This window comes from Ruegeria sp. BG3 (assembly GCF_056538485.1).
The window spans coordinates 101,001-116,895 of sequence record NZ_JBQFTE010000006.1; the positions used below are offsets into that span (position 1 = coordinate 101,001).

Genomic DNA, 15,895 nt, shown 5'->3' on the forward strand with positions numbered 1-15,895 from the left:
TGATGACGCAGGACGCACCCCATGGCGATGGAAAAGACATTCAACGCGGCCGAGGCTGAGGCCCGCATCTACGAGGCCTGGGAACAGGCCGGAGCCTTCAAGGCAGGCGCGAACAAATCGCGTGACGAGAGCTTTACCATTATGATCCCGCCGCCCAACGTGACAGGTGCTTTGCACGTGGGCCATGCGTTCAACAACACGCTTCAGGACATCCTGATCCGTTGGCACCGGATGCGCGGCTTCGACACGCTCTGGCAGCCCGGCCAGGACCACGCAGGCATCGCCACACAGATGCAGGTTGAAAAGATGCTGGCCGCCACACAACAGCCGGGTCGGCGCGAGCTGGGCCGTGAGAAATTCCTTGAGAAAGTCTGGGAATGGAAAGGCGAATACGGTGGCACGATCATCGAGCAGCTGAAACGTCTCGGCTCCTCCTGCGACTGGTCGCGCAACGCGTTTACCATGGCGGGTGCGGCGGGCGATCCGCGCACAGGCCATGAAAATTCGGCCAATTTCCATGACGCCGTGATCAAGGTCTTCGTCGATATGTACGAAAAGGGCCTGATCTATCGCGGCAAGCGTCTGGTCAACTGGGACCCGCATTTCGAAACCGCGATCTCGGACCTTGAAGTCGAGAATATCGAAGTCGCGGGCCACATGTGGCACTTCAAATACCCGCTGGCCGGGGGCGAGACCTACACCTATGTCGAGAAAGACGAGGACGGGAATATCGTGCTCGAGGAAGAGCGCGACTATATCTCGATCGCCACGACGCGCCCTGAAACCATGCTGGGCGACGGCGCGGTTGCGGTTCATCCCTCGGATGAGCGCTATGCGCCCATCGTCGGCAAGCTTTGCGAAATCCCGGTTGGTCCGAAAGAGCATCGCCGTCAGATTCCGATCATCACCGATGACTACCCTGATCCCGATTTTGGCTCGGGCGCGGTGAAGATCACCGGCGCGCATGACTTCAACGACAACATGGTCGCCAAGCGCGGCGGCATTCCGATGTACCGCCTGATGGACACCAAAGGCGCGATGCGGGCCGATGGTGCGCCTTACGCGGAAGAAGCGGACAAGGCGCAGGAATACGCACACGGCAAGGAGTTCACCGAGAACGAGATCGACGCGATCAACCTGATCCCCGATCACCTGCGCGGCCTCGACCGGTTCGAAGCGCGCGCGAAGGTGGTTGAAGAGATCACTGCGGACGGTCTGGCCGTTATGACCCGCGCGGATGATCCGCGTCTGGGTTCAACCGCTCTGAAGCCCGATCATGAGGGCGCGGACAAACTGGTCCCGCTGGTCGAGAGCAAACCGATCATGCAGCCGTTTGGCGACCGCTCTAAAGTCGTCATCGAGCCGATGTTCACTGACCAGTGGTTTGTCGACGCGGCCAAAGTCGTCGGCCCTGCGCTGGATGCGGTCAAGGACGGTACAGTCAAGATCATCCCCGAGTCGGGCGAGAAAACCTATTACCACTGGCTGGAAAACATCGAGCCCTGGTGCATCTCGCGTCAGCTGTGGTGGGGGCATCAGATTCCGGTTTGGTATGGCCTCGATCTCTCGGCTGAGAACTTCAAGGACGATGAAAACGACGGCGACCTTGATCTGGTCGAATTGGGCCGTTTGCTGAACGAAGGCGGCATGTTGCATCGTGGCAATGTCATGGAATGCGCTGCTAGCCTTGAAGCTGTCACCGAGAAATTCCTCGACGACAACGCAAACATTCCCAGCCCTCTGAGCCACGCGACGGTTGTCGAAGTCGCTGATAAGCAGGAAGCGATACATCAGTTCGCTGAAAGCCTTGCTCAATACGCGGTCGAACAAGACCCGACCAAGCTGGTCTACCCGGTTTGGCGCGACCCGGACGTGCTCGACACATGGTTCTCCTCCGGCCTCTGGCCCATCGGTACGCTAGGCTGGCCCGAACAGACCGAGGAACTGGAACGCTATTTCCCGACGGACGTTCTGGTCACCGGTTTCGACATCCTGTTCTTCTGGGTCGCCCGGATGATGATGATGCAAATGGCTGTGGTCGATCAAATCCCGTTCCACACCGTCTACCTGCACCAGCTCGTCCGTGACGAGAAGGGCAAGAAGATGTCCAAGACCACCGGCAACGTGATCGACCCACTGGAGATCGTGGACGAATTCGGTGCGGATGCGCTGCGCTTTACCAACGCATCGATGGCGGCGATTGGCGGTGTGCTGAAACTGTCCCGCGAGCGCATCACCGGTTACCGGAACTTCGGCACAAAACTGTGGAACGCCGTCCGCTTTGCCGAGATGAACGAGGTCTTCACCGACGCCGTCCCACAACTGGACGTGGCCGACCTGAAACCCAAGGCGGCCGTGAACCGCTGGATCATCGGCGAAACTGCCCGCGTGCGGGAAGAGGTCGATGCGGCACTGGAAAGCTATCGTTTCAACGATGCTGCGAATGGGCTTTATGCCTTTGTCTGGGGCAAAGTCTGCGATTGGTATGTGGAGCTGTCGAAACCGCTACTGCAAGGCGACGATACCGAGGCACAGGCCGAGACCCGCGCCACCATGCGCTGGGTTCTGGATCAGTGCATGGTCCTGCTGCACCCGATCATGCCCTTCATCACCGAAGAGCTTTGGGCTCTGACCGGCACCCGCGCCAAGATGGTCGTCCACGCCGACTGGCCGACTTACGCCGCCGCCGACCTGATCGACGCCGACGCGGATCGTGAGATGAACTGGGTGATCTCGGTGATCGAAAATACTCGCTCGGCCCGTGCGCAGATGCGGGTTCCGGCGGGCCTCTACGTGCCGATGTTGGTAACCGAGATCGACAATCACGGCCAAGCCGCATGGGACCGTAACGAAGCACTGATCAAACGTCTGGCGCGGATCGATAGTCTGACCAAGGCTGACGAGCTGCCAAAAGGCACCATCTCGATTGCCGCCCCCGGCGCTTCTTTCGGCCTGCCGCTGGCTGATATCATCGACATCGGTGCCGAAAAGGAACGGTTGGAGAAAGCCAAAGGCAAACTGGCCAAGGAACTCGGCGGTCTGCGGGGACGTCTGAACAACCCCAAATTCGTGGCCTCGGCCCCGGAAGAGGTGGTTGAGGAAGCCAAAGCCAACCTCGCTACGCGCGAAGAAGAAGAGGCCAAGCTGAACGAAGCCCTCGCTCGTCTGGCCGAACTCGCCTGATCTTCTTCTCGTTCCAAATACGGAAATCCCGACCTCATCACCCGAACCGGTGGTGAGGTTTTTCTTTACCTTCAGAGCTTTCCCCTTGTTCGCGCCAGCCCGCGCTTGTTAGCACTTCGGAATAACAACCCTCCGAGGCCCCTATGGCACGACCTTTCCCTCCGATGCAGACCGTCTCAACCGGACTGGTAGTCGCCATTGTCGGGTTCTTCAGCTCATTTCCCATCGTGCTGCAAGGGCTGAGTGCGATGGGCGCATCACCAAGCCAAGCAGCCTCGGGCCTGATGAGTGCTGCAATTGCAATGGGGCTGGCGGCGATTGTTCTTAGCCTGCGTTACCGGCAACCAATCAGCGTGGCCTGGTCCACCCCCGGAGCGGCGCTGCTGGCGGTCTCAGCCACCCCGGTCGCAGGCTTCTCAGGCGCAATCGGCGCCTTCCTCTGCGCCGGAGCTTTGACGATTCTGGCCGGACTTTGGAAACCCCTAGGGCGTCTGGCCGCTGCAATCCCGACTACTCTGGCCCAAGCAATGCTCGGCGGAGTGCTCTTGCCCCTGTGCATTGTCCCGTTCAAAGCAGCTGTTGAGCTACCCTGGCAGGCCCTGCCCGTGATCCTGACATGGTTCATCGCCGGACGTCTTAACCGGCTGTTCGCCGTTCCCGCAGCCGTCGTCGCCGCAGCGCTAGTGGTTGTGTACAGCGCCGATGGCGCATCCGTCCGGCCCGAGGCCTATTTGGCCGCGCCGGTTTGGACGATGCCCTCATTCTCGCTTGCGTCAGCCATCGGCATCGGCCTGCCGCTGTTCGTCGTCACAATGGCAACCCAAAACATCCCCGGCATCGCCGTGATGCGCAGCTTTGGCTACACGCCCGCACCTGGCAAGCTGTTCTCCTCCGTCGGCGGGGCAAGCATGTTGTCGGCCCCATTTGGAGCCCCCGCCACCTGTCTGGCGGCCATCACCGCCGCGATGTGTTCGAACGAAGACAGCCATCCGGACCGTACTTTGCGCTATTGGTCGGCAATCATGGCAGGCGTGTTCTACTGCGTCTTCGGTATCTTCGCCGTGGCAATCACAGGCTTTGCCGCCCATGCCGACCCGCTTCTGATGGGTACGCTGACCGGCGTGGCCCTGATTGGCGTTATGGCCAACGCCACCTTCGCAGCACTCGAAATACCCGCCGAGCGGGAAGCGGCGATCCTGACCTTCGCCATCACCGCCTCAGGGATCACGGTGTTCGGTCTGGGCGCTGCGGTCTGGGGCTTGATGGCTGGGGGCGTCGCCTACCTCTTGACCACCAAGCTGCGATGATCCCTTTCTCCCCACGCCTGAAAAAGCTATCCTGCACTCATGTTCGGATCGCTTGGAAAACTGGTGGAACGCCAGATCAAGAAGGCTCAGGCCGAGGGTCAATTACAGGGTCTTGAGGGCGAAGGTGCGCCTCTGCCCGATCGCTCGGGCGAAGCGCAAAGCGATCCCGCCATCGCGGCCGGTCATCGGATCATGGCGCAGGCCGGCGTACTGCCCGAGGAGTTCGACATCAAAAAACAGTTGGACGAGGCCCGAAAGGAATATGCCGGACTGACCGATCCCGAGGCCCGCAAAGCCACGATGTCAAAGATCGCCGATCTCGAAATGCGCTACAACATGGCCCGAGACGCGCGGCGTGCCTTCATGCGGTGATCACTTGAACTCGGGCTTTCGGCCCTGCATCTGTGCCATCACAACCTCCATCTGGTCAGGCTTTCCAATCAGATCCACCTGTTCCGAGGACTCGGCCAGCAACACATCGGCGCGCGGATTGGTTTCGGCGAAATCTATGAGGCGCTTGGCGGCGCGGATGGCAGAGGGGCTTTGTGAGGCGATGTTTTCAGCCAAGGCCAGTGCTTCGGTCTGTGGATCATCGGACAGCTTGGTGACCAAGCCCCAGTCGGCCGCCTGTGCAGCCCCAATGGGACGCGCGGTATAAGTCAGCAGCCGCAAAACGTCCGAACGGACCAGCTTCGGAAGCAGAACCATGCCGCCCATGTCCGGGATGATGCCCCATTTCATCTCCATCACTGCCAACTTCGCCTCGGGGTGGGCGATGCGGATATCCGCGCCCAAAGCGATCTGCAGACCGCCCCCGTAGGCCGCGCCTTGGATGGCGCAGATGACAGGAACGGGGATGCGTCGCCAGATCAGGGCCAGTTCTTGCATCTCATTGGCGTCTTCATGACTACGGGTCATCAGCCATTCGGTCGGGTCCATATGGGCCATTTTCGCGAAACTCGCCATGTCGAGACCGGCGCAGAAGCTTTTGCCCTCACCCGAGAGGACCACGGCGCGTGCGTCCGAGGCCGCAACCTCTTGCCCGGCGGCCAGCAGCGCCTTGATCATCGCCTCGTCCAAAGCATTCATCTTGTCGCCGCGCGTCAGCGTGACATGAGCGATGTGATCCTTGTACTCGACAGATACGCGCGCCATTCCGGACCTCCTTGTTTTGCAGTCTTGATAAGACTGCCCCGAATGTGCGTGCAGTTCCACCGCGACGTTGAGGCACGTTAAAGCACGGACTTGCAGCAACCCACACGGTAGGCTTATCTGCGCCTATGACCAAACCTCGCTACACATCGCTCGCCCGATCGCTGCCCGCAACCGTCCCGTTTGTGGGGCCGGAAACGCAGGAGCGCCAACGCGGTGCCCCCTTCAAGGCGCGGCTGGGTGCGAATGAAAGCGTGTTTGGCCCCTCGCCTCGTTCAATTGAAGCGATGCAACGGGCCGCCAGTGAGATCTGGATGTATGGCGACCCCGAGAATCACGATCTGCGCAATGCGTTGGCCGCACATCACGGAGTTGCCCCCGAGAATATCGTGGTGGGCGAAGGCATTGACGGGTTGTTGGGCTACTTGGTGCGGCTGTTGATCGGACCGGGCGACGCGGTTGTGACCTCTGACGGGGCCTATCCCACGTTCAACTACCATGTGGCGGGCTTTGGAGGGGTTTTGCACAAGGTCCCCTATCGCGACGATCACGAAGACCCAGCCGCTTTATTTGCCAAGGCCGCAGAGGTGGATGCCAAGCTGGTCTATCTGGCAAATCCCGACAACCCGATGGGAAGCTGGCATTCGGGCGCCGATATCGTGGCCGCGATGGAGGCTCTGCCCGCTGGGTGCCTGCTGGTTCTGGACGAGGCCTATGTCGAATGCGCGCCGGACGGCACTGCTGCGCCTGTTGCCGCCGATGATCCGCGCGTGATCCGGATGCGGACGTTTTCAAAGGTGTACGGGATGGCAGGCGCGCGGGTGGGCTATGCTATCGGTGCCCCCGAATTGATTGCGGCGTTCAACAAGGTGCGCAACCATTTCGGCATGAACCGGGCTGCACAAGCCGGGGCGCTGGCGGCACTTGAGGATCGCGCTTGGCTGTCAGAAGTGCAGGCCCGGATCACTGAGGCTCGGGATCGTATCGGACGCATTGCGCAGGCCAACGGTTTGATCCCGTTGCCTTCGGCCACGAATTTCGTTGCGATTGATTGCGGATGTGACGGGATGTTTGCGAAGGCTGTTCTGGACTCGCTGGTCGAACAGGGTGTGTTTGTGCGGATGCCATTTGCGGCCCCGCAGAACCGCTGTATCCGGGTGAGTTGTGGTGGAGAGGCAGAGATGGCGGTTTTTGAAGCGGCCCTGCCATTGGCCTTGGCGCAAGCTAGGGCGATATAGGGGGGCTGTCTGCCCCCCATCGCGTCAAGGCGCGATTCCCCCCCGAGGATATTTTGAGCCAGATGAAGAGGCGGATCGGCGCTATGTGGCCAATGTCGCGGCGGCGGCTTCCAGCGCGCCTTGGCCGCGGGGGATATCAAGTGCCGCCATGGCGGTTTCCATGCCACCCAGCATCGCCATGATCATCTGCGCGTTGACGTGCCCCATATGGCCCAGGCGGAAGCAACCGTCCCAGTCCTCCATCCCCAAGCCGATGCCCAGCGTCAAACCAAGCTGATTTTCGGTGTAGTTGCGTAGCGGTGTACCGCGCCCCTCGGTCAGGCGGAGGGCGGTGACGGCGTGGCTGCGATGGGTCGGGTCGGTGACGTTGAACTGAAGTGCTCCGCCTTGCGCCCAGACATCGCAGGCAGCCCAGATGGCTTTGGCGAGGCGTTCGTGCCGGGTCCAAACGTTGTCGAGACCCTCACCGTGGATCAGGTCCAGCGCGGCGCGCAGTCCGTAGAGGTGATGGGTGGGCGCGGTGCCATTGAAATACTGATAGAACAGCTCGGGGTTGGCGCGCGGTTGCCAATCCCAATATTGCGAAACGCGGGGCATTGCAGCACGTTTCGCCTGTGCTTTGTCGTTGAAGAAGACAAAGCCGGTGCCCGCCGGGGTCATGAGGCCCTTCTGGCAGGCTGTCACGGTGACATCGACTCCCCAAGCGTCCATCTCAAACCGGTCGCAACCCATCGAGGCGATACAGTCGGCCATTAGCAACGCTGGGTGGTTCAAGTCATCCAGCAGGGCGCGCAAGGCAGGGATATTATTCCGGATCGAGGTGGACGTATCCACATGGACGGCAAGCACAGCTTTGATTTTGTGCTCCTTGTCGGCGTTCAGCGCCTCGGCGATGCGGTCGAGATCCCAGGGCGAAGACAGGCCGAAATCTATCAGGTCGACCTTGGCACCGACCCCCTCGGCCATCTCGGCCCAGCCATGGGTGAAACGACCTGAGGCTGGGGCCAGAACGGATTCTCCGGGGGCGATCACATTCGAAAGCGCGGCCTCCCACGTGCCGTGGCCGTTGGCGATATAGATGGCGACGTTGTGCTGGGTTCCGGCCACGCGCTTCAGGTCCTGCGTCAGCGCGGGCATCATCTCGATCAACGCGCCATCGTAGATATTGGGCGAAGGGCGATGCATGGCCTGCAACACCGCGTCGGGCATAACCGAAGGGCCCGGAATGGCCAGATACTCGCGCCCATGCACGAGGGAGGTTTGGTTTGTCATGAGGGTAACCTGCTTAACTTGTGGCCTACCCTAGCGTTTCGCCTTGCGGCGTCAATCCGTCAGGTGGGTCGCCTCACGCGCAAGCGCTTCGATCCCGGACCAGTCGCCCTCTTGAACCATCTGCTTTGGCGCGACCCAGCTTCCACCGGCGCAGACCACGTTGGACAGCGAAAGGTAGTCGCGGGCATTTGAGGGCGATACGCCGCCTGTGGGGCAGAAGGTGATCTGCGGCAGAGGTGCCCCTATCGCTTTGAGGGCCGGCGCACCGCCCGAGGCCTCGGCAGGGAAAAATTTCAGCATGTCATAGCCCTTTTCTAGCAGGGCCATGGCCTCACTCGCGGTAGCCGCGCCAGGTAGAAGGGGCAGGCCTTCAGCTTCACAGGCGGCGATCAGGGTATCGGTTGCGCCGGGTGAGACGCCAAACTGCGCGCCAGCTTCCTTGGCGGCGCGGACGTCTTCGGGGGTGACCAGCGTGCCTGCGCCCACGACGCCTCCGGGCACAGCGGCCATGGCGCGGATCACGTCCAGCGCGGCAGGCGTGCGCAGGGTGACTTCGAGCGCAGGAAGACCACCTGCGACCAGCGCCTCGGCCAAGGGACGGGCGTGGGCGACGTCATCCACGACGAGCACCGGAACGATGGGGGCCAGCGCGCAGATCTCGCGGGTGCGTTGGGTTTTGGTCATGGGTTAAACTCCGAAAATGCTGGCACCTGTGTCGGCGGACCCGACATTCTGGCGGAACGCGCCGAAGAGGTCGCGGCCGACGCCGTGCTGGTTGGCAGACAAATCAGCGGTCGCTGGGCTGCGGTCGAGGACGCCGGGTGTGAGGATTTCAAGCTCACCCTTTACGGCATCGACGCGCAGCAGATCACCGTCTTGCAGATAGCCGATGGCACCACCGTCCAGCGCTTCGGGGCAAACATGGATGGCGGCGGGAACCTTGCCCGACGCACCAGACATGCGGCCATCGGTGACCAGAGCGACCTTTTGGCCTCTGCCCTGAAGGATCGACAGTATCGGTGTCAGCGAATGCAGCTCGGGCATGCCGTTGGCCTTCGGGCCCTGGAACCGAACAACGACGATAACATCATCGGTGAACTCTCCGGCCTTGAAGGCGGTTTTGACGTCGTTCTGGTCTTGGAACACACGGACGGGCGCTTCGACCACCTGATGTTCGGGGGCCACGGCCGAGACCTTCATGACGCCCGTGCCCAGATTTCCGGTCAGGCGCGACAGGCCACCAGTGGGCTGGAACGGATCCTTGGCTGGGCGCACGATCTTTTCATTCAGACTGTGACCCGCACCGTCTTCCCAGACCAACTCGCCGTCTTTCAGCTTGGGTTCCTTGGTGTAGTTGTGAAGGCCCTGCCCCGCGACAGTCAGCGTGTCGGGGTGTAACAGCCCATCATCCAACAGTGTGCTGATGGTAAAGCCCAAGCCTCCGGCGGCGTGGAAGTGGTTCACATCGGCCAGACCGTTGGGATAAACCCGCGCGACCAGAGGGACCACTGCGGAGATATCCGAGAAATCCTCCCAGTCCAGAACGATACCACCCGCGCGCGCCATGGCGATCAGGTGGATCAGCAGGTTGGTCGAGCCGCCTGTGGCCATCAGGCCAACGATACCATTGACGAAGGCGCGTTCATCGAGGATCTGGCAGACCGGTGTGTAGTGATTGCCCAACGCGCTGAGAGACAGGGCGCGGCGTGCGCCTTCCACGGTCAGCGCATCGCGCAGAGGCGTGTTGGGGTTGACGAAGCTAGAGCCCGGCAGGTGCAAGCCCATGAACTCCATCAGCATCTGGTTGGTGTTGGCGGTACCGTAGAAGGTGCAGGTGCCGGGGCCATGGTAAGCTGCCATTTCAGCCTTCATCAGAGCATCGCGACCAACCTCTCCGGCAGCGAATTGCTGACGCACCTTGGCTTTTTCGTCATTCGGTAGACCGCTGGTCATCGGACCAGCGGGCAGGAAGACGGCCGGCAGATGGCCAAAGGCCTGTGCGCCGATGATCAGTCCGGGCACGATCTTGTCGCAAACGCCCAGAAACACCGCCGCGTCATAGGTGTTGTGGCTGAGGGAAACTCCAGTCGCCAGCGCGATGACGTCGCGCGAGAACAGAGACAATTCCATCCCCGCCTCACCTTGGGTCACGCCGTCGCACATGGCGGGAACCCCGCCTGCGACCTGTGCCGTGCCACCTGCCGCGCGAATCGCTTGGCGGATCAGCTCGGGATACCGCTCGAACGGTTGGTGGGCGGACAGCATGTCGTTGTAGGCGGTGACGATACCAAGGTTCCCAGCCGTTCCGGTTGCCATCGAGTTTTGGTCCTCACCCGCACCGGCATAGGCATGCGCCTGACCGCTGCAGGAAAGATGCGCACGGGCGGGGCCTTTGGATTTGGCCTGTTCCATCCGCTCAAGATGAGGGCCGCGCAGGTCGGCGCTGCGGTCGATGATGCGTTTGGTGACGTCCGAAATAACTGTATTGACCATGATTACCCTCCGATCTGACGCCAGCGGCGTCCATCGCGATGCATCAGCATCAATGCTTCTTCGGGCCCTGAACTGCCCTGGTCGTATTTTGCAGGCTTGTCGCCACGCTCTTCCCAGCCGCGAATGATGGGATCAACCCAGGCCCAGGCGGCCTCGGCCTCATCGCCGCGCATGAACAGTGTTTGGTCGCCGCGGATCACATCCATTATGAGGCGTTCATAGGCGTCGGGCGATTGCGCGCCATCGCCCAGCGCATCGGCAAAGCTCATGTCGAGCGCCACGTCGGACAGACGGAACCCGCCCTGCCCCGGTTCCTTGATCGTGGTGCGCAGAGTGATGCCCTCGTCCGGCTGCAGACGGATCACCAGAACATTGCCGTGCAGAGGCCCGACGTTGGGGAAAATCGTATGCGGTGGGTCGCGGAAAAACACTGCAATTTCGGATTCGCGCGCCCTCAGGCGTTTGCCGGTGCGCAGGTAGAACGGCACGCCCGCCCAGCGCCAGTTACCGATATGAGCCTTCAAAGCTATGAAACTTTCGGTGCGGCTGGCGGGATCTCCGACATGATCGAGGTAACCATCGCCGCCCTTGTCTGTGCGATACTGACCACGCGCGATATCCTTCGGCTCGACTGGCTCTAGCGCTTCGATCACCTTAACCTTTTCATCTCGTACCGCGTTTGGCGCGAATTTTGAGGGTGGCTCCATCGCGGTCAAGCAGAGAAGCTGCACCAAATGGTTCTGGATCATATCGCGCATCGCGCCGGATTGGTCGTAGTAAGCACCGCGCCCCTCGACACCTACAGTCTCGGCTACTGTGATTTGCACGTGATCGACATGGGTCGCGTTCCACAACGGCTCGAACAGGGAATTTGCAAAGCGCAGCGCCATCAGGTTCTGCACAGTTTCCTTGCCCAGATAGTGGTCGATCCGGTAGATTTGATGCTCTTCGAAACAGGCGCGTAGCCCCTCGTTTAGCGCCTTGGCCGAGGCCAGATCATGACCGAAGGGCTTTTCCACCACGATCCGGCTATCAGGCGTGGCAAGCCCGTGATCATTCAAACGCTGCGCAATGCCTGAGAACAAGCTAGGACCCACAGACAGATAAAAAGCCCGCACTACGTCCGGCCGCAAAGCTTTGGCCAGATCGGACCAGCCCGCATCGCCCAGCGCATCCACCGGCACATAGTCAACGTGGGTCAGGAAGCGATCCAGAGTGTCCTTGTCGTAGCTCGGCGCGAACTTGTCCATCGACGCGCGCAACTGGTCACGAAACCCGTCACTGTCCATGTCGGACCGGGCGGTTCCGATGATCCGCGCATCCTCCGGCATCTGGCCCATTTCAAACCGGTGATACAGCCCCGGCAAGATCTTGCGCTGCGCCAGATCGCCCGTCGCGCCAAACAGCACGAGGTCGAACGGGTCTACCGGGATGACGCGTGAAACCATGATCAGCTTCCTTTTATGCTTCCTGCCCCAAGAAGCAGAACCTCAGTCGCGATGGGGTTTGCTGGTGCGGCCCCAAATGTTATCGCTAACATTTCCACGGTTGGATACGGAACCTTGAATTAAAAATCAAGCCCGGAATCCCCAATAGGCCGTCTGATGCGTCACGATTGCGACCGCAACCACTCCATGACAGCCGGGCGCACGGATTGCTCACCGCGATGACGTGCATCCGCGATAATCTTGCGGACGTCCTGCAGGTTTGATCTCAGCAAAAGGCTTTTGACCGGTCCGATCGAAGCCGGGCGCATGGACAAGGTGCGAATACCCATCGCGGCCAGACACAGCGCCTCAACCGGGCGACCGGCATCCTCGCCACAGAAACTCAGCGGCGTATCCGAGATGTTGCAGCGTTCCACGATGCGTTCGATGAAGCTGAGGAAACTGACATTCAACGTGTCATATCGACGGCGCACCAGCTCGTTTTCACGGTCGGCGGCAAAGAAGAACTGTTTCAGATCATTGCCCCCGATCGAGATGAAATCCACCTCGTCAAAGAACTTTTGCGGTGAGAACGCCAGCGACGGCGTTTCCAGCATCGCCCCCACTTCGAGCGTTTCCGGCAGGATATGGCCAAGACGCTTTTCACGCTCGATGGTTTTGTTGACCTCCCATCGGGCCTCACGGAACTCCTCGGCCTGCGCAACGAAGGGGAACATGATCGTCAGCGGGCGGCCATTGGCAGCCCGGATCAGTGCCTGAAGTTGCATCCGCATCACGCCGCGTTTGTCCAGGCCCACGCGGATCGCACGCCAGCCCAGCGCCGGGTTCGGTTCGGCCACGTGCTTCATGTAGGGCAGAACCTTGTCGGAGCCGATATCGAGGGTCCGGAACACAACGCGCTTTTCTCCGGCCGCGTCCAGAACCCGCTGGTATTGGGTCACCAGCTCAGACCGTTTCGGCATCTGATTGCGGATCAGGAATTGCAGCTCGGTTCGGAACAAGCCAACCCCTTCCGCGCCCGAGTTCCCGAGCGAGGGCAGATCGGCCATCAGGCCCGCATTCATCGCCATGTTGATCCGCGCGCCATCCTGCGTAACGGTCGGCGTTTCACGGATCGAGGCATAGCGCTCCTGCGCTTTAGCCTGCATCGCAATCTTGTCGCGAAACGCGCTGACCACCGAGTCTTCGGGACGCAGATGGACAACGCCATTGTCCCCATCGACCAGAATGTGGTCGCCGTTCAGAGCTTCGGTCGTGATCCGCCCGACATGCACGACCAAGGGGATCGCCAATGCGCGGGCAACAATCGTGGCGTGGCTGCCGACCGAGCCCTCCTCGAGCACGATCCCCTTCAGAGACCGTCCGTATTCCAGCAGGTCTCCGGGGCCGATATTGCGGGCGATGAGGATCGGATCGGGCGGCAGATCGGCGCTGTCAGTCTTACCCTGCCCCGTCAGGATGCGCAGCAAGCGATTGCTGAGGTCATCCAGATCCGCCAGCCGTTCCCGCAGATAGGGATCGGTCACCTGTCCCATACGGGCACGGGCCTGTGATTGCTCTTTCTCGACTGCGGCCTCGGCGCTGAGACCGAGGGCGATGTCTTCCTCCATCCGCCGCATCCAGCCCTTGGAATTGGCGAACATACGGTAGGCTTCCAGAACTTTCAGTTGCTCTTTGTCGCCGTTCTGCGAGATTTCGAGCATCTTGTCGACGCCGACACGCAGCTCCTCGACCGCCTCATTCAAACGCTCGCTTTCGCGGTGCGGGTCTTCGGCAATCGGGTTGGTCACGACAACGCGCGGCTCGTGCAGCCAGACATGCCCTTCGGCAGACCCTTCCTGCGCCGGACCGCCGGTCAATTGCACAGATTGCTGGTGCAAGGGAGACAGGGCCGCGCCTTCACCGACAAAGGCACCCAGTTCGGCCATCTCAGCCAGAACCATCGCCACCACTTCCAGCGCATAGATCTCATCGGCGGAGAATTCACGCGCGTCACGGGACTGCACCACCAGAACGCCCAGTTTCTGACCGAGCCGCTGTACCGGCACCCCGAGGAATGAGGAAAAACGTTCCTCGCCCGTTTCCGGCATGAACCGGAAGCCTTTGGCCGCGGGCGCATCCGCCGTGTTCACAACCTTGCCGGATTTGGCCACCCGGCCCACGAGACCTTCGCCCAGACGCATCCGTGTCTGGTGGACGGCCTCGGGCGAAAGACCTTCAGTCGCGCAAAGCTCAAGGGTTTCTTCGTCACGGAATAGATAGATCGAGCAGACCTCGCAGCGAATGCTGTCCGCAATCAGCTGCGTGATGCGGTCGAGACGCTCCTGACCGGCCGCCTCGCTCGCCATTTCCTCGCGCAGCCGAACCAACAGCTTGCGGGATTCTGTTTCCGTACCGTCCGCCATGGCCCAACCCAATTAGTGCGTCAGGCGAAACCTTTGGCCGATCAGCTTAGGCCGCCTTGTCCAGTTCAAAGGCATCATGCAGTGCCTGAACAGCAAGTTCCATGTATTTCCTGTCGACAAGGACGGAAATTTTGATCTCGGAGGTTGTAATGACCTTGATGTTGATCCCCTCATCCGAGAGAACCTTGAACATCTTGGCCGCAACACCCGATTGCGAACGCATGCCGATGCCTACAACCGAAACCTTGCAAACGTCGGTATCCGCGACCAGCTCGGCATAATTCAGCTCACCCGCATCCTTGATCGCCAGCAGCGCTTTTTCGGCGCGCGCAACCTGATCGGTTGGGCAGGAGAAGGTCATGTCCGTGCGCCCTTCGTCCGAGATGTTCTGGACGATCATGTCCACATTCACGCCCTCATCGCTGAGCGCGGTGAAGATGATCGAGGCGATGCCGGGGCGGTCGGCCACGGAAACGACGGTCATTTTGGCTTCGTCGCGGGAATAGGCCACACCGGCCACAACATTGGATTCCATGATATCCTCCTCGTCGCAGACCAGTGTACCGGCCTCGTCGGATTGTTCTTCGAAACTTGAAAGAACGCGCAGTTTCACCTTATAGCGCATCGCCAGCTCGACCGAGCGGGTTTGCAGCACTTTCGCACCCAGCGACGCCAGTTCGAGCATTTCCTCGAACGAAATCCGGTCCAGCTTGCGCGCCTTTTCACAGATACGCGGGTCGGTCGTGTAGACGCCATCGACATCCGTGTAGATGTCGCAGCGCTCGGCCTCAAACGCGGCAGCAAAAGCCACAGCGGTCGTGTCCGAGCCGCCACGGCCCAGCGTCGTGATCCGGCCTTCGGGACTGATACCCTGGAAACCGGCAACAACGGCCACCCTCATTCCTTCGCCGAACTTTTGGTTCAGATTGTCGGTCGGAATTTCCTCGATCCGGGCGGAGGAATGCGCGCCATTGGTCAGCAGCGGCACTTGCCAGCCCTGCCAGCTGCGCGCCGGAATTTCCATCTCCTGCAACGTCAGCGCCATCAGACCTGCAGTGACGTTTTCGCCCGATGACACCACAGCATCGTATTCGCGGGCGTCGAACAGTGGCGAGGTCTCGTTCACCCATCCTACCAATTCGTTGGTTTTGCCGGACATAGCCGAGACGATGACGATGACGTCATAGCCCTTTGCCACCTCAACGCCGATACGTTTCGCCGCGCGGCGGATGCGGTCAAGATTGGCAACCGATGTGCCACCGAATTTCATCACGAGTACGGGCATGGGGGCAAGTGTCTCCGCGCCTTTGATTTAAAGTCCCGAGCCTCATATGCGAGGGGGACACCAAGAGCAAGGGGCGCTGCATAACAGATATTGCGTCAAGGGGCCGCTTTAC

11 protein-coding genes are annotated in these 15,895 nt (G+C 60.8%); 4 read left to right on the top strand and 7 right to left on the bottom strand.

Annotated features, from left to right (window positions below; all coding sequences use genetic code 11):
* Positions 1-21: 21 nt before the first annotated feature.
* From ACR0AI_RS10915 to ACR0AI_RS10925, 3 genes are all read left to right on the top strand, one after another.
* On the top strand, positions 22-3,183 hold the full coding sequence (locus ACR0AI_RS10915) for a valine--tRNA ligase (protein ID WP_480674077.1): 3,162 nt from the start codon (positions 22-24) through the stop codon (positions 3,181-3,183).
* A gap of 143 nt (positions 3,184-3,326) precedes the next feature.
* Entirely contained in the window at positions 3,327-4,490 is a 1,164-nt protein-coding gene (locus ACR0AI_RS10920; protein ID WP_480674075.1) for a benzoate/H(+) symporter BenE family transporter, read from the top strand.
* 39 nt (positions 4,491-4,529) lie between these two features.
* Positions 4,530-4,862 carry a DnaJ family domain-containing protein gene (locus tag ACR0AI_RS10925; protein WP_170471894.1) on the top strand — a complete coding sequence of 111 codons (333 nt, stop codon included), beginning with the start codon at positions 4,530-4,532 and terminating at the stop codon, positions 4,860-4,862.
* On the opposite strand, the gene ACR0AI_RS10930 is transcribed toward ACR0AI_RS10925, so the two are convergent.
* On the bottom strand, positions 4,863-5,645 hold the full coding sequence (locus ACR0AI_RS10930; RefSeq protein ID WP_480674073.1) for a crotonase/enoyl-CoA hydratase family protein: 783 nt from the start codon (positions 5,643-5,645) through the stop codon (positions 4,863-4,865).
* A gap of 125 nt (positions 5,646-5,770) precedes the next feature.
* On the opposite strand from ACR0AI_RS10930, the gene ACR0AI_RS10935 reads away from it, so the two are divergent.
* Complete coding sequence (locus tag ACR0AI_RS10935; protein ID WP_480674071.1) at positions 5,771-6,880, top strand: pyridoxal phosphate-dependent aminotransferase; 1,110 nt, start codon at positions 5,771-5,773, stop codon at positions 6,878-6,880.
* Positions 6,881-6,961: 81 nt separating this feature from the next.
* On the opposite strand, the gene ACR0AI_RS10940 is transcribed toward ACR0AI_RS10935, so the two are convergent.
* The 6 genes from ACR0AI_RS10940 to ACR0AI_RS10965 form a co-directional block, all read right to left on the bottom strand.
* On the bottom strand, positions 6,962-8,152 hold the full coding sequence (locus ACR0AI_RS10940; protein WP_480674069.1) for a pyridoxal-phosphate-dependent aminotransferase family protein: 1,191 nt from the start codon (positions 8,150-8,152) through the stop codon (positions 6,962-6,964).
* Positions 8,153-8,203: 51 nt separating this feature from the next.
* A complete protein-coding gene (locus tag ACR0AI_RS10945) occupies positions 8,204-8,836 on the bottom strand; it encodes a bifunctional 4-hydroxy-2-oxoglutarate aldolase/2-dehydro-3-deoxy-phosphogluconate aldolase (protein ID WP_480674067.1) in 633 nt (210 codons plus the stop codon).
* A gap of 3 nt (positions 8,837-8,839) precedes the next feature.
* Positions 8,840-10,645, bottom strand: a complete 1,806-nt coding sequence (gene edd, locus ACR0AI_RS10950) for a phosphogluconate dehydratase (protein WP_480674065.1) — start codon at positions 10,643-10,645, stop codon at positions 8,840-8,842.
* A gap of 2 nt (positions 10,646-10,647) precedes the next feature.
* The gene (gene zwf, locus ACR0AI_RS10955) at positions 10,648-12,093 is read right to left on the bottom strand and encodes a glucose-6-phosphate dehydrogenase (protein WP_170639343.1); all 1,446 of its coding nucleotides are present in this window, start codon (positions 12,091-12,093) and stop codon (positions 10,648-10,650) included.
* A gap of 161 nt (positions 12,094-12,254) precedes the next feature.
* The gene (gene ptsP / locus ACR0AI_RS10960) at positions 12,255-14,498 is read right to left on the bottom strand and encodes a phosphoenolpyruvate--protein phosphotransferase (RefSeq protein WP_425083847.1); all 2,244 of its coding nucleotides are present in this window, start codon (positions 14,496-14,498) and stop codon (positions 12,255-12,257) included.
* 46 nt (positions 14,499-14,544) lie between these two features.
* A complete protein-coding gene (locus tag ACR0AI_RS10965; RefSeq protein ID WP_170639341.1) occupies positions 14,545-15,783 on the bottom strand; it encodes an aspartate kinase in 1,239 nt (412 codons plus the stop codon).
* Positions 15,784-15,895 lie beyond the last annotated feature (112 nt).

Coding starts and splice junctions, on each gene's coding strand:
- ACR0AI_RS10940 (WP_480674069.1), bottom strand. CDS start 8,152: ATGACAAACCAAACCTCCCTCGTGCATGGGCGCGAGTATCTGGCCATT.
- ptsP (WP_425083847.1), bottom strand. CDS start 14,498: ATGGCGGACGGTACGGAAACAGAATCCCGCAAGCTGTTGGTTCGGCTG.
- edd (WP_480674065.1), bottom strand. CDS start 10,645: ATGGTCAATACAGTTATTTCGGACGTCACCAAACGCATCATCGACCGC.
- ACR0AI_RS10935 (WP_480674071.1), top strand. CDS start 5,771: ATGACCAAACCTCGCTACACATCGCTCGCCCGATCGCTGCCCGCAACC.
- zwf (WP_170639343.1), bottom strand. CDS start 12,093: ATGGTTTCACGCGTCATCCCGGTAGACCCGTTCGACCTCGTGCTGTTT.
- ACR0AI_RS10945 (WP_480674067.1), bottom strand. CDS start 8,836: ATGACCAAAACCCAACGCACCCGCGAGATCTGCGCGCTGGCCCCCATC.
- ACR0AI_RS10920 (WP_480674075.1), top strand. CDS start 3,327: ATGGCACGACCTTTCCCTCCGATGCAGACCGTCTCAACCGGACTGGTA.
- ACR0AI_RS10925 (WP_170471894.1), top strand. CDS start 4,530: ATGTTCGGATCGCTTGGAAAACTGGTGGAACGCCAGATCAAGAAGGCT.
- ACR0AI_RS10930 (WP_480674073.1), bottom strand. CDS start 5,645: ATGGCGCGCGTATCTGTCGAGTACAAGGATCACATCGCTCATGTCACG.
- ACR0AI_RS10965 (WP_170639341.1), bottom strand. CDS start 15,783: ATGCCCGTACTCGTGATGAAATTCGGTGGCACATCGGTTGCCAATCTT.
- ACR0AI_RS10915 (WP_480674077.1), top strand. CDS start 22: ATGGCGATGGAAAAGACATTCAACGCGGCCGAGGCTGAGGCCCGCATC.